20 protein-coding genes and 2 pseudogenes are annotated in these 22,642 nt (G+C 68.8%); 10 read left to right on the forward strand and 12 right to left on the reverse strand.

Annotated features, from left to right (window positions below; all coding sequences use genetic code 11):
• From OG972_RS15815 to OG972_RS15825, 3 genes are all read right to left on the reverse strand, one after another.
• Positions 1-1,287, reverse strand: a complete 1,287-nt coding sequence (locus tag OG972_RS15815) for an AAA family ATPase (protein WP_266982095.1) — start codon at positions 1,285-1,287, stop codon at positions 1-3.
• A 7-nt stretch (positions 1,288-1,294) separates the two neighbouring features.
• Positions 1,295-2,002 carry a Flp pilus assembly protein CpaB gene (gene cpaB, locus OG972_RS15820; RefSeq protein ID WP_266982097.1) on the reverse strand — a complete coding sequence of 236 codons (708 nt, stop codon included), beginning with the start codon at positions 2,000-2,002 and terminating at the stop codon, positions 1,295-1,297.
• Between the two features lie 222 nt (positions 2,003-2,224).
• Positions 2,225-3,091, reverse strand: a complete 867-nt coding sequence (locus tag OG972_RS15825; RefSeq protein ID WP_266990512.1) for a hypothetical protein — start codon at positions 3,089-3,091, stop codon at positions 2,225-2,227.
• 747 nt (positions 3,092-3,838) lie between these two features.
• On the opposite strand from OG972_RS15825, the gene OG972_RS15830 reads away from it, so the two are divergent.
• Together OG972_RS15830 and OG972_RS15835 are read left to right on the forward strand one after the other, a co-directional pair.
• Positions 3,839-5,011: an RNA-guided endonuclease TnpB family protein gene (locus tag OG972_RS15830; protein ID WP_266982099.1), complete on the forward strand. Its 1,173-nt coding sequence runs from the start codon at positions 3,839-3,841 to the stop codon at positions 5,009-5,011.
• A 166-nt stretch (positions 5,012-5,177) separates the two neighbouring features.
• Positions 5,178-5,615, forward strand: a pseudogene (locus OG972_RS15835) (hypothetical protein); the annotation flags it as partial.
• 276 nt (positions 5,616-5,891) lie between these two features.
• Here OG972_RS15835 and OG972_RS15840 read toward each other — a convergent pair.
• The 3 genes from OG972_RS15840 to OG972_RS15850 are packed head-to-tail and all read right to left on the reverse strand — an operon-like array spanning position 5,892 to position 8,182.
• A complete protein-coding gene (locus OG972_RS15840) occupies positions 5,892-6,302 on the reverse strand; it encodes a RidA family protein (RefSeq protein WP_266982100.1) in 411 nt (136 codons plus the stop codon).
• A 6-nt stretch (positions 6,303-6,308) separates the two neighbouring features.
• Entirely contained in the window at positions 6,309-7,067 is a 759-nt protein-coding gene (locus tag OG972_RS15845; protein WP_266982102.1) for an IclR family transcriptional regulator, read from the reverse strand.
• The gene (locus OG972_RS15850; protein WP_266982104.1) at positions 7,064-8,182 is read right to left on the reverse strand and encodes a sugar kinase; all 1,119 of its coding nucleotides are present in this window, start codon (positions 8,180-8,182) and stop codon (positions 7,064-7,066) included. Before OG972_RS15850 ends, OG972_RS15845 begins: the two co-directional genes overlap by 4 nt.
• A 137-nt stretch (positions 8,183-8,319) precedes the next feature.
• On the opposite strand from OG972_RS15850, the gene OG972_RS15855 reads away from it, so the two are divergent.
• Positions 8,320-9,633 carry an alanine racemase gene (locus OG972_RS15855; RefSeq protein WP_266982106.1) on the forward strand — a complete coding sequence of 438 codons (1,314 nt, stop codon included), beginning with the start codon at positions 8,320-8,322 and terminating at the stop codon, positions 9,631-9,633.
• A gap of 286 nt (positions 9,634-9,919) precedes the next feature.
• Positions 9,920-11,554: an amidohydrolase family protein gene (locus OG972_RS15860; RefSeq protein WP_266982108.1), complete on the forward strand. Its 1,635-nt coding sequence runs from the start codon at positions 9,920-9,922 to the stop codon at positions 11,552-11,554.
• Here the strand turns inward: OG972_RS15860 and OG972_RS15865 are convergent.
• Positions 11,546-12,388: a siderophore-interacting protein gene (locus tag OG972_RS15865; protein WP_266990514.1), complete on the reverse strand. Its 843-nt coding sequence runs from the start codon at positions 12,386-12,388 to the stop codon at positions 11,546-11,548. The two genes, OG972_RS15860 and OG972_RS15865, sit on opposite strands and share 9 nt — an antisense overlap.
• Positions 12,389-12,474: 86 nt before the next feature.
• Between OG972_RS15865 and OG972_RS15870 the strand changes: the two genes are divergently transcribed.
• On the forward strand, positions 12,475-13,308 hold the full coding sequence (locus OG972_RS15870; RefSeq protein WP_266982110.1) for a TetR/AcrR family transcriptional regulator: 834 nt from the start codon (positions 12,475-12,477) through the stop codon (positions 13,306-13,308).
• 64 nt (positions 13,309-13,372) lie between these two features.
• Here OG972_RS15870 and OG972_RS15875 read toward each other — a convergent pair whose 3' ends face one another.
• The gene (locus OG972_RS15875) at positions 13,373-13,540 is read right to left on the reverse strand and encodes a hydrophobic protein (protein WP_266982112.1); all 168 of its coding nucleotides are present in this window, start codon (positions 13,538-13,540) and stop codon (positions 13,373-13,375) included.
• Between the two features lie 131 nt (positions 13,541-13,671).
• On the opposite strand from OG972_RS15875, the gene OG972_RS15880 reads away from it, so the two are divergent.
• Positions 13,672-14,538, forward strand: a complete 867-nt coding sequence (locus OG972_RS15880; RefSeq protein ID WP_266982114.1) for a DUF1206 domain-containing protein — start codon at positions 13,672-13,674, stop codon at positions 14,536-14,538.
• A gap of 92 nt (positions 14,539-14,630) precedes the next feature.
• Here OG972_RS15880 and OG972_RS15885 read toward each other — a convergent pair whose 3' ends face one another.
• Positions 14,631-15,497 (reverse strand): serine protease, encoded by an 867-nt coding sequence (locus tag OG972_RS15885; protein ID WP_266982116.1) that lies wholly within the window; start codon positions 15,495-15,497, stop codon positions 14,631-14,633.
• A gap of 126 nt (positions 15,498-15,623) precedes the next feature.
• Here OG972_RS15885 and OG972_RS15890 point away from each other — a divergent pair, with 126 nt between their 5' ends.
• The 4 genes and pseudogenes from OG972_RS15890 (at position 15,624) to OG972_RS15905 (ending at position 18,896) form a co-directional block, all read left to right on the forward strand.
• Positions 15,624-15,989, forward strand: coding sequence for an iron chaperone (locus OG972_RS15890; protein WP_266982118.1), 366 nt, complete (start codon positions 15,624-15,626; stop codon positions 15,987-15,989).
• Positions 15,990-16,165: 176 nt separating this feature from the next.
• Positions 16,166-16,999, forward strand: coding sequence for an arylamine N-acetyltransferase (locus OG972_RS15895; protein WP_266982120.1), 834 nt, complete (start codon positions 16,166-16,168; stop codon positions 16,997-16,999).
• Positions 17,000-17,213: 214 nt separating this feature from the next.
• On the forward strand, positions 17,214-18,425 hold the full coding sequence (locus OG972_RS15900; RefSeq protein ID WP_266982122.1) for a pyridoxal phosphate-dependent aminotransferase: 1,212 nt from the start codon (positions 17,214-17,216) through the stop codon (positions 18,423-18,425).
• A gap of 83 nt (positions 18,426-18,508) precedes the next feature.
• A pseudogene (locus OG972_RS15905) lies at positions 18,509-18,896 on the forward strand (hypothetical protein).
• A 156-nt stretch (positions 18,897-19,052) separates the two neighbouring features.
• Here OG972_RS15905 and OG972_RS15910 read toward each other — a convergent pair.
• The 3 genes from OG972_RS15910 to OG972_RS15920 all read right to left on the reverse strand — a co-directional run bounded on the left by OG972_RS15910 (position 19,053) and on the right by OG972_RS15920 (position 22,535).
• Positions 19,053-20,168: a glycosyltransferase gene (locus OG972_RS15910; protein WP_266982124.1), complete on the reverse strand. Its 1,116-nt coding sequence runs from the start codon at positions 20,166-20,168 to the stop codon at positions 19,053-19,055.
• A 44-nt stretch (positions 20,169-20,212) separates the two neighbouring features.
• On the reverse strand, positions 20,213-21,616 hold the full coding sequence (locus tag OG972_RS15915) for a DUF2079 domain-containing protein (RefSeq protein WP_266982126.1): 1,404 nt from the start codon (positions 21,614-21,616) through the stop codon (positions 20,213-20,215).
• A 196-nt stretch (positions 21,617-21,812) separates the two neighbouring features.
• Positions 21,813-22,535, reverse strand: coding sequence for a peptidylprolyl isomerase (locus tag OG972_RS15920; RefSeq protein WP_266982128.1), 723 nt, complete (start codon positions 22,533-22,535; stop codon positions 21,813-21,815).
• Positions 22,536-22,642 lie beyond the last annotated feature (107 nt).

The raw sequence follows: 22,642 nt of genomic DNA on the forward strand, positions 1-22,642 counted from the left end.
TCAACGTGCCTCCTCGGTCGTCGCACGGCCCCCGGTGTCACCGTCGCGCCATCTGCGCGGGCGTCCGATCGAGCCTCGGTCGTTCTTGAACTTGCCGCGCTTGTCCGCGTTTTCGGGGACCTTCACGATCCCCAGCTCTCCGGCCAGGCCCCACAGCGCCTGCTTCACCGTGCTCTTGGCATCGAGTTCATGCATCCGCCCCGCGTCGACGGCGCCCTGGAGCTCCTTGAAGTTCGCGGGGACGGCCGTGTTCGCCATCCGGGTCCCGGTGATCTTCTCGATCAGCGGGGGCTGGATCTCGGTGTTGCGGATGAACCGGTTGACGAGGGTCAGCGTCTCCTCCGCCTTGCGGATCTGCAGCCGGTCCCACATCCGTACGGTGCGCTTCGCGCCGCGCACCGCGATCACGTCCGGGGTGGTGACCAGCAGCGCCGTGTCCGCCATTTCGATGGCCGCCGCGTTGGCGCCCTGGAGCTGGCTGCCGCAGTCGATGACCACGACCTCGTACCGCGACCGCAGGGCGCTGACGATCTGGCGGGCCGACCGGTCGCTGACCTCCTCGCCGCGTTCGCCCTCGCCGGGCGCCAGCAGCAGGGCGAGGCCGGAGCTGTGGCTGAACACGGCGTCGGACAGGACGCGGGGAGAGATGTCGGTGATCGCCGCCAGGTCGACGATGGAGCGCCGGAACTGCACATCGAGGTACGAGGCGATGTCACCGGCCTGGAGATCCATGTCGACGAGAGCGACCGTGCGGCCCGACGCCTGGGAGGCCAGGGCCAGCTGGACCGCTGTGACGGTGGCGCCCACACCGCCCTTGGCACCGCTGACCGTGACGACCGTGCCGCCGGGACCGGTGAAGACATCTCCTCCGGTGCCCAGGTGGCGCCGTACGCCGACCGACCACTGGGCGGCGGACTGGACCCGGTTGACCAGCTCCTCGTAACTCAGCGGCAGGGTGACCAGGCCACGGGCACCCGACTCCATGGCCGCGGCGAACAGGCCGGGGCTGGCGTCGGCGGTGATGAGCACGACCCCGATGGCGGGGAAGCGCAGCGAGACCTCCCGGATCAGTTCCAGAGCCGGCACCGGGCCGATCCGCTCATGGACCAGCACGACCTCGGGCAGTTCGTCGAGCGACTCGCCGGCGAGCCGGGCGAGGGTGTCGATCAGCTGCGTCGAGTCGCCGACGGGAGCCCCTGGCTCGGCGTCGGGGAGCTGGCTGAGCAGGGTGGTGACGGATCTGGCCGCGTCGGGGTCGCCGACCGCCGGGAGGATCCTCGTGGTCATTCGATCCTCACTTGTCCTTGTCGAGCGTGTAGGTGCGGTCGCCCGGGCGGATGGTGCTGTCGCTGCCGGAGGCGAGGAGCGCAAGGCGTACGTGCTCCGCGAAGGACTCGGCATAGGCGATGCGCTGGGTGTCGAGCGTGTTGAGCGCGAAGGTGATCGGGACGGCCTCGGTGCCCATGTTCGACTTGGCGTCCCGGCCCGGCTCCAGGGCGGTCAGCTTGCCGACGTCCAGGACCTTGGCGTTGGAGACGATGACCTTCGACTGGGACGGCGCGCCGTCCTGCTCCCCGGCGAAGGTGGCATAGATGTTGACCGTCGCACCGGGGGTGATCTTGCCCGCGACGCCGGTCGCGGCGTCGATCATGATGGCGATCTCCTGCTCACCGGGCTGCAGTTCGGGACGCTTCTGCATCATGTCCGACTGGAGCAGCGAGCCCTTGCGCAGCTGGGTGACGGCGATCTTGCCGTTGACCTCGGAGAGGTCGGTCACGGCGTTGGTCGAGAGCCAGCGCTTCGGCATCGTGATCTTTTTGAACTGCCCGGTGGACAGCGCCGTATAGGGGGCGACGTCGGACTTCAACTGGTAGGCGGAGACCTCGGGGCCGACCTTGGAGTTGACGTCGCTGATCACCGAGAGCACCCCGGCGAAGGCGCCGAAGGCGCACAGGACCGACAGGAGCAGGAGTATCACGCCGCGGCGCTGGCGGGAGTTCATGGGCCGGACAACCTCGTTCGTATGGATGCGTGGGGCAGCGGACAGAAGGATGTGCGGTGACTCGGGTTTATGTCTGAATCTGCGTCTGTATCTGCGCGTAGACCTGTCTATGGGCCTTGTGTGCAGCTTGACGGGGACGGCGGATGACAGGGAGCGGGGCTCAGGAGCGGTGGTCGGGGAGCGGAAAGCAGATATATGCGACTGTGGAGGAATCCGGGGGCGCTAGGAGCCCGGTGGTGCAGGTGCCCCCTGGCTGAGGACACCACCGGAAGGCATTCGGTTCTCGGGAGCGTGAAGCGGTGACGTACAGAATCCGCAACGGTCCCCGATGAGCTCCATTCCGCACCAGTGGCAGATCTCCCGCCTTACCGAGGCGACGAGTTGGTACAGCACGGAGATGTCCGGAAGGTAAGCGGCAAATTCCACCAGCTTTCCGGTCCCCCACCAGCCGGGGGAATCGGAAGGCAGGGCGGCCTCGTGAATGGCCTGGACCTTCCATGCGGGGGCCAAGGTCTGTTGCACCCATTCGGACTGCGACTGCCCCTTGGCGACCAGCAGATCCGTCGCGAATTCGGGGCCGTCCAAAGGTTTGACGGTCGGACCGACCTTGATGAGCTGCGGGTTCGGGCCCGCAAGCACGGCGAACTGGGACCCCGGGACCCAGGACTTGGCATGCGTCTTCAGGCTGACCGGAACCCGGTCCAGCTTGGTGACGGAGTTCAGCAGGGCGCCGGCGTGGATGTAGTGGGGCAGCAGCCGAGCGGCGGATGCCACCACCCCCGGGCTGAAGTCGCAGATCGACAACTGACGCAGCTGACGCACCAGTACGGCGAGACCCAACGGTGGCAGATCCACCTTGAGCAGGGCGATCCGGTCACTCTCCAGGACCGATCTGACGGAGTGCATCCTGCGCTCATGGGCGATCGGCAGGTTGGCCGAGTAGATGGCGACGACATACCCGTGCTGCTCCAGCAGCACATGCATGTCGCCGATCGCCTGGTCCATGGTCTGGTCTTCCGGAGCCCGGAGTAAAGCGGCTGTCGGTGTCTGCTGGTCGGTCGGCGGCAGCACGAGATCAGCACTGGTCACTGTTATTGCGGTCGGCACGCTGGTTCCCCGTTCGGCTCCGGCCGTTGTCGTCACGACAACGGCCGCAATCGCTCCTGCTCCGTGCTTCTGCGTCAGCACTTTATCCACGTCTTACCAGCCAGAGAACACTTTTCGGAGGCCAGTACGACAAGGTGCGCGCGGTGCGGGGGCGACCCGCACGCAACGCACCGGTGCGAAATCGGACGAAACCGAGACTCGTTAACTTCCGTACCACTGCGGAGGGTTACTGAACTCCGTTCCGATTCCCGATGTTCGGAATTCGTTCGCGCACGTCAGAATGGATCTCCGCCGATCGGCGGCAGGCTCCGAGTCGGGGCTCGGTCACTGTCCGACGATCTCGGCCCGCCCACCCGCGAGAGCGCTCGAACCGCGCGCGAAAAGATCACCGGAAAGCGTCAACGGAGATTGCCTCCGGGTGACTTCGACCGACAGCGGTCCGGACCACTGGACCTCGCGATTCCGTCGCGCCCACCACAGCCACCGCGCCCGCTGATCACAGCCGTTGCCGCCAGAGGTCTTGACAACTCGATTGGCCTGGACCAGCTTATCGGCCAGCATGGTTGCCCGGCCTTTGACACTGGCGTGTGGCTTCTTCAGTGCGTGTCGGGGGAGCAGGTTGTGACGCGTTGTGGTCGCGATGGTGCGATTTGGATCACAAGGGGGCAACTCCTGCCAGTTCTGGTCTTGTCGCATGGATCGTCGAGTTTCGGTCATACGGTCGTGTGTGTGCAGCTTCGTTACGCGTTTCGGATCGAGCCGGGGCCTGGCCAGCGCCTTGCGCTGGGCCGGGCGTTCGGCTGCGCTCGGGTGGTCTTCAACGACTGCCTGCGGGCCCGGAAACAGGCCCATGAGCAGGGCCTGCCGTATCCGACGTCGGCGGAGCTGTCGAAGCGGTACATCACCGAGGCGAAGAAGACCCCGGAGCGGTCCTGGCTCGGGGAAGTGTCGGCGGTGGTGCTCCAGCAGGCGTTGCGGGACCTGGATGCGGCATACCGGAACTTCTTCGGAAGCATCAAGGGCGCCCGAAAGGGGCCGAAGGCCAGCGAGCCCCGGTTCAAATCGAAGCGGGACAGTCGCCAGGCTGTGCGGTTCACCGCGAACGCAAAGTGGTCGATCACGGCGGACGGGAAGTTGAACCTGCCGAAGATCGGCCCGGTACGGGTGCGCTGGTCCCGGACCCTGCCGTCGGTGCCGTCGACGGTGACGGTGATCAAGGACGCGGCGGGCCGGTATTGGGTCAGCTTCGTTGTGGAGACCGACCCCGCAGACGAAAGCCTGCCCCCGCTCGACCGTGACCAGGGCATCGATCTGGGGCTGACTCACTTCGCCGTGATGGCTGACGGATCCCGGGTGCGGTCGCCCCGTTTCCTGTGCCGGGCTGAGAAGAAACTCAGGCGCGAGCAGCGCAGCTTGTCGCGGAAGAAGGGGTCGAAGAACCGGAACAAGCAGCGGATCAAGGTGGCCCGCGCTCATGCGAAGGTGGCGGATGCGCGCCGGGACTTTCACCACAAGCTGTCCACGAAACTGATCCGTGAGAACCAAACGGTCAGTGTGGAGAGCCTGAGCGTGAGGGGCCTGGCCCGCACCCGGCTGGCGAAGTCCGTGCACGACGCGGGCTGGTCCGCCTTCGTGACCATGCTGGAGTACAAGGCGTCCCGGTACGGACGCACCCTGACCAAGGTCGACCGAGCCTTCCCGTCCTCCCAGATCTGCTCCGCCTGCGGACACCGCGACGGACCCAAGCCGCTGCATATCCGTGCCTGGACGTGCTCTGCGTGCGGTACACGGCATGATCGCGACCACAACGCGGGCATCAACATCAGAACTGAGGGGCGGCGCATCCGCGCCGCACAACAAGCTGTACCACCCACCCCCGGGCCGGGGGCCTCACACTGGTAACGGTGCGAGTAAACGCCTGCGGAGCACAGGTAAGACCAGGGACCCGTCCCGGCACCGTGCACAACCCCCACCCCACTGGTGGGAAGGAACCAGGAATCCGACTCAAGGCGATCCGTTCGCACGGACGCCAGGGAGAGAATCCCCCCATGTGGGGGGAGAAGGCCAATGGCAGAACTTCAACAACGGTGCGACCGTGCAGAAGCTCAGCGCCGTTCCGGCGAACTATGACATCATCGCGGCCTCCGTCGCCGACGCCACGACCACGCCGGGTGCAGTCACCTTCAGCCTGGACACAGCGGGCCTGAACGGCTACACCGTCGGCCAGTTCAACGCAGGCATCAAGGCGAAGCGGGCGGCCGGGAAGAACGTCATCATCTCGGTCGTCCCCGCTTCCACCAGCGGCGCGGGCAGCGGCTACGTCTCCCCGTCCATCGTGAACGCGGCCCTGGACTGCCTGGCCTCCGGGACCAACTGTGGCACCTTCAAGCCCGCGAAGACCTACCCGGGTATCCGCGGCGCCATGACCTGGTCGACCAACTGGGACGCCACGTCGGGCAACGCCTGGTCGAACGCGGTGGCCCCGCACGTCCACGGCCTGCCGTGACCCCAACCCGGTGTTCGTGAGCACCAGCCCGTGACCAGCAGCGCCGCCGCTCCCCCGGTGGCGCTGCTGCGTGTTCACCGGGTGGTGGCCGCTCGGTGGCGCAGGGGCCGCGCTGCTCGACGCACTGCGCCGGGCAGCGCGGGATGTCCGGTCCGGCATCCCGCGCCCCGGCGCCACCGGCGACCGGCGTCGGATCACCGGGCTCAGCAGCGCCGCCACCGCGAATCCGGCCACCGAGAGGACCGTCTCCGGGCAAGCGGATCAGCTGGGGATCGTTCAGCTCAGGACGGCGAGCGCGTCGATCTCGATCAGCAGGCCCTTGGGGAGGCCGACGTACACCGTCGTACGGGCGGCAGGGGCCTCCTTGAGGTTCTGCTCGCCGAAGTAGGTGTTGTAGATCTCGTTCATCTCCGCGAAGTGGTCCACGTCCGTGAGGTAGACGCGCATCATCATCACGTCGTCCCAGCTCGCGCCGCCCTCCTCCAGGATCGCCTTGACGTTGGCGAACGTCTGGAGGGTCTGCTCACGCAGCGTCGGGCCGGCCGGGGTGGGGGCCTGGCCCTCAACGGCGGGCAGGAAGCCGACCTGGCCGGCGACCTGGAGGATGTTCCCCTTCTTCACGCCGTGCGAGAACTTGGCGGGCGGCGTGGTGTGGGTGCTGGGGGTGAGAGCGGTCTTCTCGGTCATCGCGGTTCAGGCTTTCTTGGGTTGGGTGGTGCCGGAGTACTCCCGGCTGATGGTGTCGGCGGTGCGGCGCACCAGCGGGAGCAAGGTGAGGAGTTCCTCGGCCGTGACCACCACATTGGGTGCGGAGACCGACATGGCGGCGACGACACGGCCGTCCGCGCCGCGGATCGGGGCGCCGATGCAGTTGATGGACTCCTCGTGGCCGCCGAGGTCGGTGGCCCAGCCCTGTTCGCGGACGACGGCGAGTTCCTTGAGGAAGGCACCGGCGTTCGGGACCGAACGGGACGTGTACATGGGGTAGTCGAGCTTCTCGGCGATCGCCCGCCGTTCGGGCTCGGACAGATCCGCGAGCAGCAGCTTGGCGACGGCGGCGACGGTGATCGCGACGGGCTTGCCGATCCGCGAGTACATCCGGACCGGGTAGCGGCTCTCGACCTTGTCGATGTAGAGGACTTCCTCCTCCTCGTACACCGCGAGATGGACGGTGTGCCCGCACTGCGCGTTGAGCTCGACGAGGTGGGGGTGGGCGATCTCGCGTACGTCGAGGTTCTCGACGGCCTCCTGCGCGAGGGCGAAGAGACGGGCTCCGAGGCGGTAGCGCTGGTCCTGCTGGCGGTAGACGAAACCGTGTTCGTGCAGCGTACGGAGCAGGCGGAGCGCGGTGGACTTGTGGACGCCGAGGCGGTCGGCGACCTGGCCGAGGTCGGCGGGGCCCTCGGCGAGGAGCGGAAGGATGCTCAGTGCGCGGTCGACGGTCTGGCTCATGTCGGGTGGACCTCCTGCGGGGCCGGGCTCCGGTCGATGCCGGCGCGGTCGGCTGCCGTCCAGCCGGGACCGAGACGAAGTCTCCCCCAGGCGGCGTCGTCGAGAGCGACGAGTTCGTCGGCGTGGGCACGGGCCGGCGGGTCGGTGAGGTCGCCGGGGACGGTGAGGACCGCGGCGGCCATGAGGTGGCCGTGGCGGACGCGGTCGCGGACGGAGAGCTCGCGGAGGGTGGCGGAGAGGAAACCGGCGGCGAAGGCGTCGCCCGCGCCGACGGCGGCGACGACGTCCACGCGGAGGGCGGGGACAGTCGTGACGGTGTCGGAGGTCGCAGGCGCCGCCCCCGGGCCGCCGGTCCGGAGTTCGGGGCGTCGCGCCGAGAAGACCGTCGCCCCCTCCGCCCCCCGCTTGACCACGAGCACCGCCGGTTCCGGCAGCGCCTCACGGATGGCGTCGGCGCCCCGCAGCCCCCAGGCCTCCTCCGCCTCGTCCTCACCGACGAAGACGAGATCGGCGCGGCGCGCGAGGTCGAGCAGCACGCCCGGTCCCTCAACGCCGGCGCGCCACAGGTGCGGGCGGTGGTTCACGTCGAAGGAGATCAACGGGCGGTCGGGGCGGGGCTCGGTGAGGGAGCGGAGCAGGGACAGGCAGTCCGCGGAGAGGGCCGCCGTGATACCGGTCAGGTGCAGGATGCGCGCGTCGAGCAGGTCCTCGTACGGAACGTTCGCCGGGGACATCGCGGAGGCCGCCGACCCTGCCCGGTAGTACGCGACCTCGTGGGTACCCGTCGCCCGGTCCGCCGCCGTACGGAAGTAGATGCCGGTGGGGCGGTCGGGGTCGCGCCGGACTGCCGACGTGTCGACCCCGTAGGCCGCGATCGCGTCGACGAGGTGGTCGCCGAACCCGTCCGCACCGACCCGGCCGACCCACTTCGCGCGGTGTCCCGCCGCCGCGAGAGCGCAGGCGACGTTGGACTCGGCGCCTCCGATCGCACGGCCGAAGGACGGGACGTCGGCGAGGCGGCCGGGCTGCGAGGGCAGGAACGTCACCATGGACTCACCGAGGCAGACGACATCGGCGGTGGCGGCTGCACGTCCCACGGCTGCGGGTCCGGACACTCTGGGCTCCTCGCTGGTCAGTGCTCCGCACCGGCTCTCACCATTGACCCGGCGTCGGCTCGGATGTTAGACAGCGTCAAGCGATATGCGCAATGGGTGTTGCGCATGATGCAACGAACAGATTTCGAGGAGGGTCCATGGCCGCCGCCGACGAGGACGTCGCGACAGCTCCCCACACGCTTGGCGAACTCGCCGCCGAGCGCGTCGACCACCGCTTCAAGGCGCTCCCGCCCGACGCCGACGGACTCACGGTCGCCGCCCTCGCCGCCGAGCGCCGCAACCTCTTCACCGGCGGCTTCACGACGCCCGTCCTCGCCCTCTCCGCCGAGTCCGTCGCGCACAACCTCGCGCTGCTGGAGACGTACGCCGAACGTCACGGGCTCGCGTTCGCGCCGCACGGCAAGACGTCCATGGCGCCGCAGCTCTTCGCCCGGCAGCTGGAGCACGGCGCGTGGGGCATCACCGCCGCCGTTCCGCACCAGGTCCGGGTGTACCGCGCGTACGGAATCGAACGGATCTTCCTCGCCAACGAGCTCGTCGACGCGGTCGCACTGCGCTGGCTCGCCGGCGAGCTGGACTCCGACCCCGACTTCCACTTCATCTGTTACGTCGACTCGGTGCGCGGCGTCGAGCTGATGGACGAAGCGCTGCGCGCCGCGGGTGCGGTACGTCCGGTGGACGTGGTCGTGGAACTCGGCGCCGGTGAGGGGGCCCGCACGGGTGTCCGTACCGAGGCCGGCTGCGCGGCGGTCGCCGACGCGGTGGCCACGGCGGGGACGCTGCGTCTGGTCGGGGTCGCCGGTTACGAGGGCGAGGTGCCGGACGCGTCCGCGGAGCGGGTACGGGACTGGCTGCACCGGCTCGTCCGGGTGGCCGCCGACTTCGACAAGGCGGGCCGGTTCGCCGCACTGGCCGACGACGACCTGATCGTGATCAGCGCGGGCGGCAGCGCCTGGTTCGACGCGGTCGCGGACGTCTTCGCGGAGATTCCGGACCTCACGCGCCCGGTCTGCAAGTTGCTGCGTTCTGGGGCGTACGTCTCCCACGACGACGGGCACTACCTGCACCTCACCCCGTTCAACCGGGTCCCGGAGGAGGGCGCTCTGCAGCCCGCGTTCCGCCTCTGGGCGCAGGTCGTCTCGCGGCCGTCCGACGAGCAGGCGTTCGTGAACGCGGGGAAGCGGGACGCGGCGTACGACCTCGATCTTCCGCAGGCACAGGTCGTACGGTCCGGGCGGGACGGTTCGGTGCGGGCTGCCACCGGCATCACCGTCACCGGGCTGTCCGACCAGCACGGGTGGTTGCGCACCGAGGCCGGGGCGGAGCTGGAGGTCGGGGACTGGGTCGGCATGGGGCTGTCGCACCCGTGCACGTCGTTCGACAAGTGGCAATTGATTCCGCTCGTCGAGGCGGACGGCACGGTCACGGACTACATCCGCACGTTCTTCTGATCCCTGCGGGCGTCGCCCTCAATCGCCGGACGGGCTTTGCCCCGCCCCGCCCGGCCGCCCAGGTCCCCCGCTCCTCAAGCCCCTCCGGCGGGCCCACTTCAGCCTCCGGCGATTGAGGAGCGGGGGTGCGGGGGCAGCGCCCCCGGTCACGGGTCCACTCCAACCGTCCGGCGGGTCCACTCAAGCCCCTCCGGCGATTGAGGAGCGAGGGTGCGGGGGCAGCGCCCCCGGTTACGGGAAGGGGCGGGGAGGGGGAAGAACACCGGCACTGAAAGGCCTGCACACCATGGATCTCGTCATCCGCGACGCCGCCGTCATCGACGGCACCGGCACCCCCTCCTACCGCGCCGACATCGGCATCGCCGGCGGCCGGATCGCCGAGATCCGCAAGGAGAGCGAGGGGCACGGCCCCCGCCCGACCGCCCGCCGCACCCTCGACGCCGGCGGTCTCGCCCTCTCCCCCGGTTTCGTCGACATGCACGCACACAGCGACCTCGCGCTTCTCCGCGATCCGGATCACAGCGCGAAGGCCGCCCAGGGCGTCACCCTCGAAGTGCTCGGCCAGGACGGGCTGTCGTACGCCCCGGTCGACACCCGCACCCTCGCCGAGGTGCGCAAGGCGATCACCGGCTGGAACGGCGACGGCGGTGACATCGACTTCGACTGGCGCACGGTCGGCGAGTACCTGGACCGCCTCGACCGCAACTTCGGCGGCGAGGGCATCGCGGTCAACGCCGCGTACCTCATCCCGCAGGGCACCGTTCGGATGTACGCCGTCGGCTGGGACGACCGCCCCGCCACCGACGCCGAACTGACCCGGATGAAGGAGCTCGTGGCGCAGGGGATGGCGGACGGCGCGGTCGGCATGTCGTCCGGGCTGACGTACACCCCCGGCATGTATGCCGATGACGCCGAACTCACCGAGCTGTGCCGGGTGGTGGCCCGGTACGACGGCTACTACTGCCCGCACCACCGCTCGTACGGCACGGGCGCGCTCGGTGCGTACGAGGAGATGGTCCAGCTCACCCGTAACGCGGGCTGCGCCCTCCATCTCGCGCACGCCACCATGAACTTCGGCGTGAACAAGGGCAAGGCGCCGGACCTGCTGGCCCTCCTCGACAACGCTCTCGCCGCGGGCGCGGACATCTCCCTCGACACGTACCCGTACACCCCCGGCTGCACCACGCTCGTGGCCATGCTGCCCAGTTGGGCGAGCGAGGGTGGCCCGGAGGACGTCCTGGAACGGCTCGCGGACGACGCGACGGCGGAAACCGTCCGCCACCACCTGGAGGTCCTCGGCTCGGACGGCTGCCACGGCGTGCCGATCGAGTGGGACACCATCGAGATCTCCGGCGTGAGCGTGCCCGCGCTCGCCGACCATGTCGGCCGTACGGTGGCCGAGTCCGCGCGGCTGCGGGGCGAGGCCCCCTGGGCGACCGCCCGGCGGCTGCTCCTCGGCGACCGGCTCGGCTCGACGATCCTGCAGCATGTCGGCCACGAGGAGAACGTCCGGCAGATCATGCGCCACCGCGTCCACACCGGCGGCAGCGACGGCATCCTCCAGGGCGACAAGCCTCACCCGCGCGCGTACGGCACGTTCCCTCAGTATCTCGGCCGGTACGTAAGGGAGTTGGGCATCCTTTCACTGGAGGAGTGCGTCGCCCATCTCACCTCCCGCCCGGCGGCCCGGCTGCGGCTGCCCGACCGGGGCTACGTCCGCGAGGAATACCGCGCCGACCTGGTCCTCTTCGATCCGGCGACGGTGGCGGCGGGCTCGACCTTCGAGACGCCTCGCACGCTGCCGGTGGGCATCCCGCACGTCCTGATCGACGGCCGCTTCGTCATCGAGGACGGCAGGCGGACCTCGGTGCTGGCGGGACGGGCGGTCCGGTCGTCCCGGTCGGTACGCAGCTCACGGTGAACCCTCCTCCGCCCGCTCCTTCGCCCAGGCCAGGTCCTCCTCGGTCGGGGCGTCGTCCTGGGTCAGCCTGCGCCGCCAGTAACCACTGAACTCCACCGCCGACCTGGGCATCCCGCGCTCCTCGACCAGGTGGCGGCGCAGCGCCCGTACGGTCCCCGACTCCCCCGCGAGCCATGCGGCCCCCGCCCCCGCCTCGCCCGGCAGCTCCGCCGCGCGGACCACGTCCGTCAGCTCCTCCCCCGCGTGCACCCAGCGCACGGTCACCTCGGCGGCGGAGGAGAGCCGCTGCTCCTCCCCCGCGTCGACGACCGCCACGTATGCCACCGCGCGCATCCCGGCCGGGAGTGCTTCGAGCAGCGTGCCGATCGCGGGGAGCGCTGTCGCGTCCCCGGCCAGCAGCAGCCAGTCGGAGGGGGGCAGCGGCCGGGCGTACGCCGAGGACGGGCCGACCATGCCGAGTACGTCCCCGGGCCGCGCGGTACGCCCCCAGCGGGTGGCGGGTCCGGTGTCGCCGTGGAGCACGAAGTCGACGGTCATCTCGTTGCGCTCACGGTCGTACGCCCGGACGGTGAAGCTCCGCATCCACGGCCGGTCGGCCTCCGGGATCGCGAGGTACGCCTCGTACCACCGCATCCCGTACGTGTCGTCGGCGTCCTGTTCCGGCAGCACGGGCGCGCCCTGCCCCTTCGGGAAGCAGAGCTTCATCTGCTGATCCGGCCGGTCCTCGATCAGGCCGGCCAGCGCATCTCCGGTAAAGGTGACGCGCGCCATCCGCGGCGTGATTCGCTCCACGCCCACAACCTGGACGTACGACACCGGCAGCGACTGACTCATCGGAACGGCCACCCACTTTCTCCCTGATATCTTATGCCATAAAGAATCGACTGGGCGAAGTTACTTTATGACGTAAGGAGTCGCAAGTGGTGGTCTATGCGGGACAGGGCGACGCCCGCCGTTCGATCGCCCTGCTGTGGCGCACGGAGAGCGCTCCGGCACCGGGCGGAACAGGGCCGGGCAAAACGGGACCGGCCCGGTCGGGGCCCAAGCCCGGACTGACCGTGGACGCGATCGTGAGCGCCGCCGTCGCCGTCGCCGACGCGGACGGCATGGCGGCACTCTCGATGCGCGCGGTGGGCGAGCGGCTGGGCCGGACGGCCATGGCCCTCTACACGTACGTTCCCGGCAGGAGCGAGCTCCTGGACCTGATGTACGACGCGGTGCACGCCGAACTCCCGTCCGACTACCCGGACACGGAGAACTGGCGCGCTTCCCTCACGCGCTGGGCGGAGGACACCCTCGCCTTCCACCTCCGCCACCCGTGGGTGCTCCAGGTCTCCCAGGCCCGGCCGGTGCTGGGCCCGCACGAGTACACCGCTCTCAACACCCTCGTACGCCTCCTGTACGGGACCGGGCTCGACGCGCATCTCCTGCGGCGGCTGATCGGCACGCTGTTCCACTTCGTCCGCGGCTCGGCGCAGACGGTCGCCGAGTCCCGGCAGGCCGCGGCGGTGACCGGCCAGTCCGACGAGGAGTGGTGGTTCGCCCGCTCGGCGCTGCTCGGCGAGGTGGCCCCGGACTTCGCGGACCGCTTCCCGGACGTCGGCCGTCTGGAGAGCGAGAGCGCACCCGAGCCGCCACCGGCCGACGACACGGTGTCCTACCTGGAGCGTCAGGCGCGCGAGACGTTCACCACCGGGCTCGGCGTGCTGCTGGACGGGATCGAGGCGGCGGTGCGACGCGCGGGCGCGCCGTGAGACCTGTGGGGTCTCACGGCGCGCGGGGACGGGTGCGCGACGGTCGAGCGGTCGGGCAGCCCGGCTACCAGCGGTACCAGCGGCCTCGGCCCGCACCGCTCCCGGGCCGGACGATGAACCCGAGCAGCCACACGGCCAGCACAATGATGGCGACCCACCACAACACCTTCAGCGCGAATCCGGCACCGAAAAGAAGCAGGGCGAGCAGGAGAACGAGAAGAAGAGGAACCATGGGATATCAACCTCCAGCCCATCGAGTGCCCCACATTTCGTCGTCCACACACGTGGGTGCCGTACGGGCGCGCCGGCCGCGCCCTTCGGGACCCGTTGTTTCTGCTTCCCGCCCCGGGGAAACCGGGCGACATGAAGACTTCCGCAATTCTGCGCCGGGGCCGGGGAAAGGCCCGCAGAGCGGCCCATGGTTCGGCGATCGAGGCCGGCGCCCGGGCCGGTTTCGTGGCCCGCGGGGTGATCTATTTCCTGGTCGGAATGCTCGCCCTGCGCATCGCCTTCCACGACGGAGGCGGCAGTGGCGACGGGACCGGTGGCGCGGGGCAGGCCGACCGGGGCGGAGCCCTGTCCGAGATGGCGCAGAAACCCTTCGGGAGCGTGCTGCTCTGGGCCACCGGCGTCGCACTCGTGGGGATGGCCGTATGGCGGCTTTCCGAGGCAGCTCTCGGCGCGGCGGGTCCTGACGGGCGGAAGGTGACCACGCGTGCGGCCTCGGGGGCGCGCGCGGTCTTCTACGGCTTCGTCTCCCTCTCCGTCCTCTCGTTCGCCGCGGGCATCGGAGGCAGCGGCAGCGGGGCCGGCGACCGGCAGTCGCAGGACATCACGGCCAGCGTTCTCGACCTGCCTATGGGCCGGTGGATCACCGGCGTTGCCGGTGCGGTCGTCGTCGGCGCGGGGCTCTGGACGGCCGGGCAGGCCGCCCTGAGGAAGTACCACCAGGATCTGCGGATGTCCGAGATGTCCGAGCGGATGCGCCGGGCGGTCGATGTCACCGGGGTGTTCGGCGGCACGGCCCGCGGCATCGTCTTCGCGACGGCGGGCGGCTTCCTGGTGGCCGCCGCGGTGAGCCACGAACCCGGAAAGGCCAAAGGGATGGACGACACCCTGAGGTCCTTGGCCGAGACCCCCGTCGGCCCATGGCTGCTGGCCGTGATCGCGGCCGGTCTCGCCGCGTTCGGCCTGTTCTCCTGCGCCTGCGGCCGGTGGCACAGGACCTGACGCCCTGACGCCCTGCCGCTCGCACCGCGTGGGACCACGCTCCGCGCGCGTCGCCCGGGACGGGCCGGGCGACGCGCGCGGACGCTTTCCGTCTACGGCTTGGGCAGGGTGCACCCGGTCCGGTTCAGGTCGATCTGGCTGCCGGCGCCGATGCACGGCACGATGCCGTACGTCTCCTGGGCGTAGTTGATGCCCTGGCGGACCGTCACAGTGCCGCTCTCGTCGACCTCGCACGGATTGTTGACCGTGCACTGCTGTCCGTCCTCGTTACCGGTGTTGTTGACGGCGACGACCTTGCCGGTCGCGTTGTCGATCACCGGGGAGCCGGACGTACCGCCGATGGTCTGGCAGGCCGAGGTGTAGCGGACCGAGTCCTTCCATGTCCACTCGCCCTCCTTGAGGCGATAGACGAAGCCGTCGACGTTGCAGCTGTACGTGCGCTTCCAGTAGCCGGAGACGACCGTGATCGCGGTGCCCTGGACAGGGTGCGCGGCGTTGAGCTCCAGCGCCTTGATGCCGTAGGTGCTCTCGATCTGGGCGTAGCTACGGGTGAGTTGGTACAGCGATATGTCGGTGTCGGTCATCGTCCCGTACGCGATCTTGCTGGCGCGCAGGGTGCCGACTCCACTGCCCGCCGAGTTCAGCAGGGTGAAGCTGCGGGTGGACCTCCGGCCGAGGACGACCTCCCCCGGACCGGGGAAACCGGTCTCCATGCAGTGCCCGTTGGAGAGCACGAGCGCCGGGTCGCTCGGGAGCGAGCCGGCCGTGCGGACCACGGAGCCGGAGCAGTTGCTGAGCGCGACCGTACCGGTGAAGTCGACCGCCTTGGCCGTGATCCGCTCGGCCCGTGTCGTCTTCTGCGGCGCGACCGCGTCGTGGCTTGTGGCCGCGACAGCGGGTGCCGTTCCCGCTCCGAGGAGCAGAACAGCGAAAAGCGCGCCGAGGAGAGGCTTTTTCATGTGGGGGTCCCCTCTATGACCTCTGTGACCGAAGTTCCTTCGGTTTTGTCATGCGCATTGTTAGGGGTGCGCGGGTCCGGGGCAAGACCCCCTTTCCGGCCTCGGGACAGCCCTTAGGCTGTGCGCATGGTGCAGAGCAAGGCGGAGGACGTGGACGGATACCTGGCCGAGGTGCCGGAGGAGCGCCGGGACGCCCTGCGCAGACTGCGGTTGATGTGCCGCCAGGAACTCAAGGGCTTCGGCGAGATCATGGCCTACGGAATGCCCGCCTACGAACGGGACGGGGTCACCGAGATCGCCTTCGCGAGCCAGAAGAACTACGTCTCCTTCTACCTGCTGCGCACCGATGTCCGTGCGGCATTCGAGGAGCGGTTGGCCGCACAGGACATGGGCAAGGGCTGCCTGCGCTTCCGCAAGCCGGAGAACATCGACTTCGACCTGGTGCGCGACCTGTTGAGGGCCACCGCCGCCCGGCCGGGCACGGTCTGCTGACGGGGTGGCGCGTGGCGCCGCCCCGTATCACCGCTCGCCTCGCCGGAGTTGAGGTACATCCGAGGCGGGGAGACGCGTCGGGCCCGGAACCAGGACCCATGTACCAGGACCCGCGTACCGGGGGGATCAGCCCCTGGCCGGAGGCTCCCGCCGCCCCCGTTGCGTACGGTCGGACCATGACGACCGACCGCGACCGCACTCTCGACCTCGACGCGTACTTCGCCCGTATCGGCTGGACCGGGGAGCGCCTCCCCACCGTGGAGGTACTGCGTTCCGTCCATCGCGCCCATGCTCTGGGCATCCCGTTCGAGAATCTGGACCCCGTGCTCGGCAGTGCGCCCTCGCTCGCGCTCGCGGATCTGCAGGCGAAGCTCGTACGCAGTGAGCGCGGCGGATACTGCTACGAGCACAACACTCTCTTCGCCGCCGTGCTGGCCGAGCTCGGATTCACGGTGACGCTGCTCTGCGGGCGCGTGGTGCTGGGGGCCGCGCCCGGGGACGTACGGCCGCGCACCCACATGCTGATGCTGGCCGAGGTGCCGGGCGAGCCGACCCCGTATCTCGCCGATGTCGGCTTCGGCGCGAGCAGCTCGCTGCTGGAGCCGATCGCGCTGGTGGCGGGCGCCGAACTGCACGACGCACCCCGCCGTCACCGGCTCGTCCACGCACCGCACGGCGGCCCGCTGCCGCTGTGGAAGCTGCAGACGCGGTCCGCGGGCGGGGAGTGGGAGGACCAGTACACGTTCACGCTGGAGCCGTTCGAGGCGCCGGACTACGAGGTCATCAACTGGCACATCGCGACCAATCCGCGCTCCCCGTTCCAGCACCTGGTGTACGTCCAGCGCACCACTGGGGACGGCCACGTGGCCCTGTCCGGCCGGACGCTCACGGAGACGACGCCCGACGGCACGCGGAAGGAGCGGGAGCTGACGGACGGCGACGAGGTGCTGCGGGTCCTGGCGGACGACTTCGGCATCCGGCTCCCGGACGGCACGCGTCTGCCCGAGTGACGGCGACGCCCCATTCGCGTGGCGCATCTCACCCGTCCAGGCCCGTCACACATCCATTCCAAGCCGCTCCGCCGCCTCCGGCCAGGGTTCCCACGGTCGGGGGCGGCGGGTGCATGGCGATGGAAGACCGGGTGGGCGGACCGGGTTCCCCGGGCGGGTCAACCCGCGGGCAAACCTCGCGCACCCTGTGAAACACCACCGTATCCTCGCTGACATGCAGGTCATCCAGTCCACGAAGCTCGCCAATGTCTGTTACGAGATCCGCGGCCCCGTGCTCGAGGAGGCGATGCGGCTGGAAGCAGCCGGTCACCGCATCCTCAAGCTGAACACCGGCAACCCCGCCGCGTTCGGGTTCGAGTGCCCGCCCGAGATCCTCGAAGACATACTGCGCAACCTCTCCGGGGCGCACGGTTACGGCGATGCGAAGGGGCTGCTGTCCGCGCGCCGCGGGGTGATGCAGCACTACCAGACCAAGGGGATCCCGCTCGACGTCGAGGACATCTACCTGGGCAACGGCGTCTCCGAGCTGATCCAGATGTCGATGCAGGCGCTGCTCGACGACGGCGACGAGGTGCTCGTACCCGCACCGGACTATCCGCTGTGGACCGCCTCCGTCTCGCTGGCCGGCGGCACGGCCGTGCACTACCGGTGCGACGAGCAGGCCGACTGGATGCCGGACCTCGCCGACATCGAGCGGAAGATCACGGACCGCACCAAGGCGATCGTGATCATCAACCCGAACAATCCGACGGGTGCGGTCTACGACGACGAGATGCTGCGCGGGCTGACGGAGATCGCCCGCCGCCACAACCTGGTGGTCTGCTCCGACGAGATCTACGACCGGATCCTGTACGACGGAGCGACACACACCCCGACGGCGGCCATCGCGCCCGATCTGCTGGTGCTCACGTTCAACGGGCTCTCCAAGAACTACCGGGTGGCGGGTTACCGGTCCGGGTGGCTGGCGGTCTGCGGCCCGAAGGGGCACGCCGCCTCGTACATCGAAGGGCTGACGATCCTCGCCAATATGCGGCTCTGCGCCAATATGCCGTCGCAGCACGCGGTGGCCGCGGCGCTCGGCGGGCGGCAGTCGATCGACGACCTGGTGCTGCCGGGCGGGCGGATCCTGGAGCAGCGGGATGTCGCGTACGACCTGCTGACGCAGATCCCGGGAGTCACCTGCGTGAAGCCGAAGGGGGCGCTGTATCTCTTCCCGCGGCTCGACCCCGCGGTCTACAAGATCAAGGACGACCGGCAGATGGTCCTCGACCTGCTGCGGGCCGAGAAGATCATGGTCGTGCAGGGTACGGGCTTCAACTGGCCGGAGCCCGATCACTTCCGGATCGTGACGCTGCCGTCGGCCAAGGATCTGACGGACGCGGTGACCAGGATCGGCGCGTTCCTGGACGGGTACGGACAGCCCTGAGGCAGCCGGATCCCGACACCACTCAACTTTAGACTCAATCCAATGTAGGATGGTCTCCTGACCGTGAGCAGGAGGCCGTCCCCATGTACGAACCGATCCGCACCAAGTCGGTCCACTCGATGGCCGACGCGGCGCAGTACCCCCACCGCACCCGCGAGGAGGAGCTGGACATCCAGCTCGCCGGGCATCTGGCCGCCCTGCTCGCCGTCACCGACGAGCTGGGGCTCGGCCGGCAGGGCGATCGCATTGCCGAGCAGGTGGCCAGGCTGCGCGGGGCGCCGCCGGCGCGGCATGCCGCGCTGACCCGGGCCGACCCCGCCGCATTGCACCGCCGGGCGCTCGCCCTGGCTCAGCCGCGGGCTCGTCGTCGCCGCGTCCCGCGCGGACACCGCCGCCGCGATTCTCGCCGCCGAGCGCATGGACGCACACACCGCCGCCCTGCGTGACGCCGAGTTGGTCGGCACCCCCTGACGGCCCCGGTCCGCGGGCCGGGGAGGCGCGCGGACCGGGTGCCATTCGTGTGCCGCACCAGGCCGTCCCGAGCGGCCGCCGGCTCGTCCGCGGGCACCGGCCTGCGACGCGAAGACACTTCCACGGCGGGGCCACCGCGGTTGCGCCGACCCCCGGTCAGGCGTTCACGAGCTCCCTCGAACCCAGCTTCTGCCGGGCGAATTCGAGGTTGCCGATCACGCGGTCGTGGTGCTCGGGAGGCAACTTGCCGCTCTCGAGGAGGCGTTGACTGCAGCGCTCCGACTCCTCATAGTTTCCGGTCCAGTAGGCGGCTACGGCGAGTTCGTCGAGCGAGCACCAGTCGTACCACTCGAACTCGACGAACAGAATGTCTTTCGGGTACGGGATCTGCGCTGCTTGCTGCGCGAACGTGTACGCAAGTGGCCAACGCCGGCCGTTCATGCGGCAGTAGCGCGCGAGTTCACCGAGTGCTTCGGCGCGCGTGGGACGGCTTTCGTGCGCGCGGAGGTAGCGGTCGATCACCTCGGCCGGCCGCCTGCCGAGCTCTACCGCAAGCCGTGCGGCGTAGAGGTGGGAACAGAAGACTTCCTCCGCGAAGCCGCCCATGCCTGCCCGGCGGTCGTAGACGGCGAGTGACTTCTTCGGCTCTCCGGCATCGCGCCAGCTCTGGGCGAGGTAGAAGACATAGCGGGAGTTGTCGGGTTCCTTGATCAGGCCTTGCTGAAGGACCTTGGCGTCGCGCAGGTACTTCTTCCGCTGCCCTTCTCCCCTCAGGCGTGCGCCGCCTCCCACCGAGAGGATGTTGGCGCCTTCGAAAGTCCCGAGGGTGTACGGCGTTCCGCAGTCGATGTACTCGTGCAGGACGCCGACGTAGCGCCAGGGCAACCGGGTTGAGACCAGAGCGGGGCGCCAGTGGGTGAGGGGTCCGTCGTGCAGTGCGACTCGGTAGGCGTCGTGGGTCAGCTCCGGCATGCGAAAGCCGGGCTCCACCTCCATCTCGTCGTCGGCGTCGATGAACAGCAGATAGTCCGCTTCGGCGCGCGCCAGGTCGATCGCCTCGCTGCGGCTCCCGTCGTATCCTTTCCAGGGACTTTCGTGCAGGGCGCCGGGCAGGTCACTGAAGACGTCACGGATGACGTCCTGGGTGCCGTCGGTCGAGCCCGTGTCCAGGATGACCCACGTGTCGATCAAAGGGCGCACGGACTCGAGGCAGCGTCTGATGACCGGGGCCTCGTTCTTGACGATCATGTTCAGGCAGACCGTTGATTTCACGAGTCACCTCCAACTCGGTGAGGTAGAAGGCCGACGACACGACGTCAGCTCGGACGCTTGAGCAGCACGAAGCCCTGTTCACTACTCACGGTGAGATACCCCTGTGCCCGCGCAATGCCCAGGGCCTGCTGTTCCTGAAGGACGTTCAGCGGCCACCGCTGATTGAACGGCACCCTGGTGTCCACCATGATCCACTGAGGATCTGGGCGGCTGTCGGGCCAGCCGTAGAGGCTGGCACTCGTACGGTTCGTGAGCTGGGGCACGAGCAGATTGGATGCCTGCACCGTGGCGCCGTCAGGGATCCGGTCCATCAGACGGTGGGCGACAGCGATGCGGGGATCGTCCCGCCAGGTGGCCGGCTGGACCAACTGCCAGAACGGATACTGCGGAAGGACCAGGAGTGTGATCGCAGCGGAGCCGGCGAGGTATCGGCGCAGGCTGCTTTTGCTCGGGTTCCGTCGGATCAAGGCGTCGATGAAGGCCGCGAAGACGATCGGCATCAGCACGAGCGAATAGTGGTAGGCAGTGCCCCAGTGGGTGCTGAGCTCTGAGGCAGCCCGCCACAACAGGGTCGGCACTGCGATCCACATCAACGGGGACCGCAGGGCCAGGAACAGGGTCGGGGCCAGCACGAGCAGGAGCGTCGAGATCTTGACCTCGGGGGTGATGAGACCGATCGTGCTCTTGTACAGCAGATCCGTCAGCCCACCCTCACTGCCTTCCGAACCATTCAGCCAGTGCCAGTAGTCGTAGGACCCGCTCGGACTGAAGGCCGGCAGAATGACCATCGTCGCCAGCAGCGCCCCGGCCAGACCGACTGCGGCGGTTGTGATCCCGAGCTTGCGGTCGCCACGCCGGGCGATGACGAGGCCGATCACGACCACGGTGAGCCCGAGGTCCTCCTTCACCAGCAGCAGGGGCAGAGCCCACCAGACCGCGGCACGCATCCGGCCCGTCGCGAGAGCGGTGAGTGAGCACGCGAGAAGGGGAACGGCGAAGGCCCATTCATGGAAGTCGGAACCGACCCCGCTCGCGAGACCCCAGGAGAGGCCGTAGCAGACCCCGATGACCGCGGCGGCGGGGGAGCCCAACGCTCGGCGCGCCCAGAGAGTCAGGGGCAGAACGCTCGCGGCGATCAGCGCCGCCTGCACCACGAGCAGGGCCATCGGCGAAGGCCACAGCCGGTAGACAGGTGCCACCAGGGCCAGAATGGGAGAGAAGTGGTCCCCCAGGATGGGAAAGTCCGGCCCCTTGATTTCGGAGACGGGCAGGTGCCCATTCGCGTAGGAGCGGACGATCTGCTCGAAGATTCCCAGGTCGAAACTGTGGGAGAGCATGCGCTGATGGATACGCAAGGACAATGTCGCGTACGTGAAGAACAGCGCTCCCGCCAGGGCCCAGATCCACCACGGGATGTCGGAGCGGCTCCCCCGAGACGGCTCGACCACCGGCCCTTCATCCACACTTGATTTTTGTTGCACCGGGAGCGTGGCGCTGTCAGTGGGTGGGGCATGCATGACTTATTCCTTCCGGAAACCGACCCTGAGAACCTCAAGATGCCAGCAGCCTTCACGGCCTGGCTCTGAGCCGCCATGTGCGCGCGCAGAATACTCCGAACAGCGGCACACCTGGGACGTGGTGGAGTCACCCGCGCTTCTCGCGAGGGGCATTGACCGATGCCTGTCGCACCGTTACCGACTTGATGACGACAGCCTTCTTCGGCCTTCCGTCGGAGGATCCGTCCTGCGTCCCGTTCCTGGCGATCTCCTTCAGTACGTCCAATCCGCTCAGGACTTTCCCAAAGGGAGTCCACTCGGACGGCATGGAAAAATCAGGATCGGCATAACTGATGAAGAACTGACTGCCGTTCCTGCCGGGAACCGCCTTGGACATCGCCACGGTTCCGGCCGAATATTCGGCTCCGTCCAGATTCTCGTCCTGGAAGAAATAGCCCGGATCGGCCGTACCTTCCCCTTTGGGGTCACCGCAGTCCAATACGAAAATCCCTCGGGTCGTGACGCGGTGACACGTGCTGCCGTCGTAGTACCCCTTCCGCGCCAGGAAGGAGAAGGAGTTGGTGGTGCAGGGCGCCTTGTCGGTCAGGGCCTCAAAGGTGATGGTTCCCCGGTTGGTCACGACTTCTGCCGTGTATGGCCGAGCCGCGGCCCGGGCGTCGAAAGTGGGAATTCCCACGGTCTTGGCACCATTGGTGAGGTTGTATGAGCACGCGACCGGCGGCTTCGCATCGACGCTGTTTCCCGTCAGGGAGACCGCCGCCCATGTCAGTCCTGAACACGTCGTGGTTACGGCGAGCGCGACCGTCGCCACCTTGACCACACGTCTCCTGGCCCTGGTGAAGAAATTCATCTTTCCTTGAAAATCCCTGACGGACATTCGAGCCTCGATTTGGCGAGTGGGGGCTGATGAAGCATGCAGAGCGTATCCATCCGTCTACGTGTCGGCTGCACCGACAC

Origin of the sequence: Streptomyces sp. NBC_01669, assembly GCF_026339735.1 — a bacterium.
Classification (GTDB): domain Bacteria; phylum Actinomycetota; class Actinomycetes; order Streptomycetales; family Streptomycetaceae; genus Streptomyces; species Streptomyces yanii.

Coding starts and splice junctions, on each gene's coding strand:
- OG972_RS15815 (WP_266982095.1), bottom strand. CDS start 1,287: ATGACCACGAGGATCCTCCCGGCGGTCGGCGACCCCGACGCGGCCAGA.
- cpaB (WP_266982097.1), bottom strand. CDS start 2,002: ATGAACTCCCGCCAGCGCCGCGGCGTGATACTCCTGCTCCTGTCGGTC.
- OG972_RS15840 (WP_266982100.1), bottom strand. CDS start 6,302: ATGACCGAGAAGACCGCTCTCACCCCCAGCACCCACACCACGCCGCCC.
- OG972_RS15845 (WP_266982102.1), bottom strand. CDS start 7,067: ATGAGCCAGACCGTCGACCGCGCACTGAGCATCCTTCCGCTCCTCGCC.
- OG972_RS15855 (WP_266982106.1), top strand. CDS start 8,320: ATGGCCGCCGCCGACGAGGACGTCGCGACAGCTCCCCACACGCTTGGC.
- OG972_RS15860 (WP_266982108.1), top strand. CDS start 9,920: ATGGATCTCGTCATCCGCGACGCCGCCGTCATCGACGGCACCGGCACC.
- OG972_RS15865 (WP_266990514.1), bottom strand. CDS start 12,388: ATGAGTCAGTCGCTGCCGGTGTCGTACGTCCAGGTTGTGGGCGTGGAG.
- OG972_RS15875 (WP_266982112.1), bottom strand. CDS start 13,540: ATGGTTCCTCTTCTTCTCGTTCTCCTGCTCGCCCTGCTTCTTTTCGGT.
- OG972_RS15880 (WP_266982114.1), top strand. CDS start 13,672: ATGAAGACTTCCGCAATTCTGCGCCGGGGCCGGGGAAAGGCCCGCAGA.
- OG972_RS15885 (WP_266982116.1), bottom strand. CDS start 15,497: ATGAAAAAGCCTCTCCTCGGCGCGCTTTTCGCTGTTCTGCTCCTCGGA.
- OG972_RS15890 (WP_266982118.1), top strand. CDS start 15,624: ATGGTGCAGAGCAAGGCGGAGGACGTGGACGGATACCTGGCCGAGGTG.
- OG972_RS15895 (WP_266982120.1), top strand. CDS start 16,166: ATGACGACCGACCGCGACCGCACTCTCGACCTCGACGCGTACTTCGCC.
- OG972_RS15900 (WP_266982122.1), top strand. CDS start 17,214: ATGCAGGTCATCCAGTCCACGAAGCTCGCCAATGTCTGTTACGAGATC.
- OG972_RS15920 (WP_266982128.1), bottom strand. CDS start 22,535: ATGAATTTCTTCACCAGGGCCAGGAGACGTGTGGTCAAGGTGGCGACG.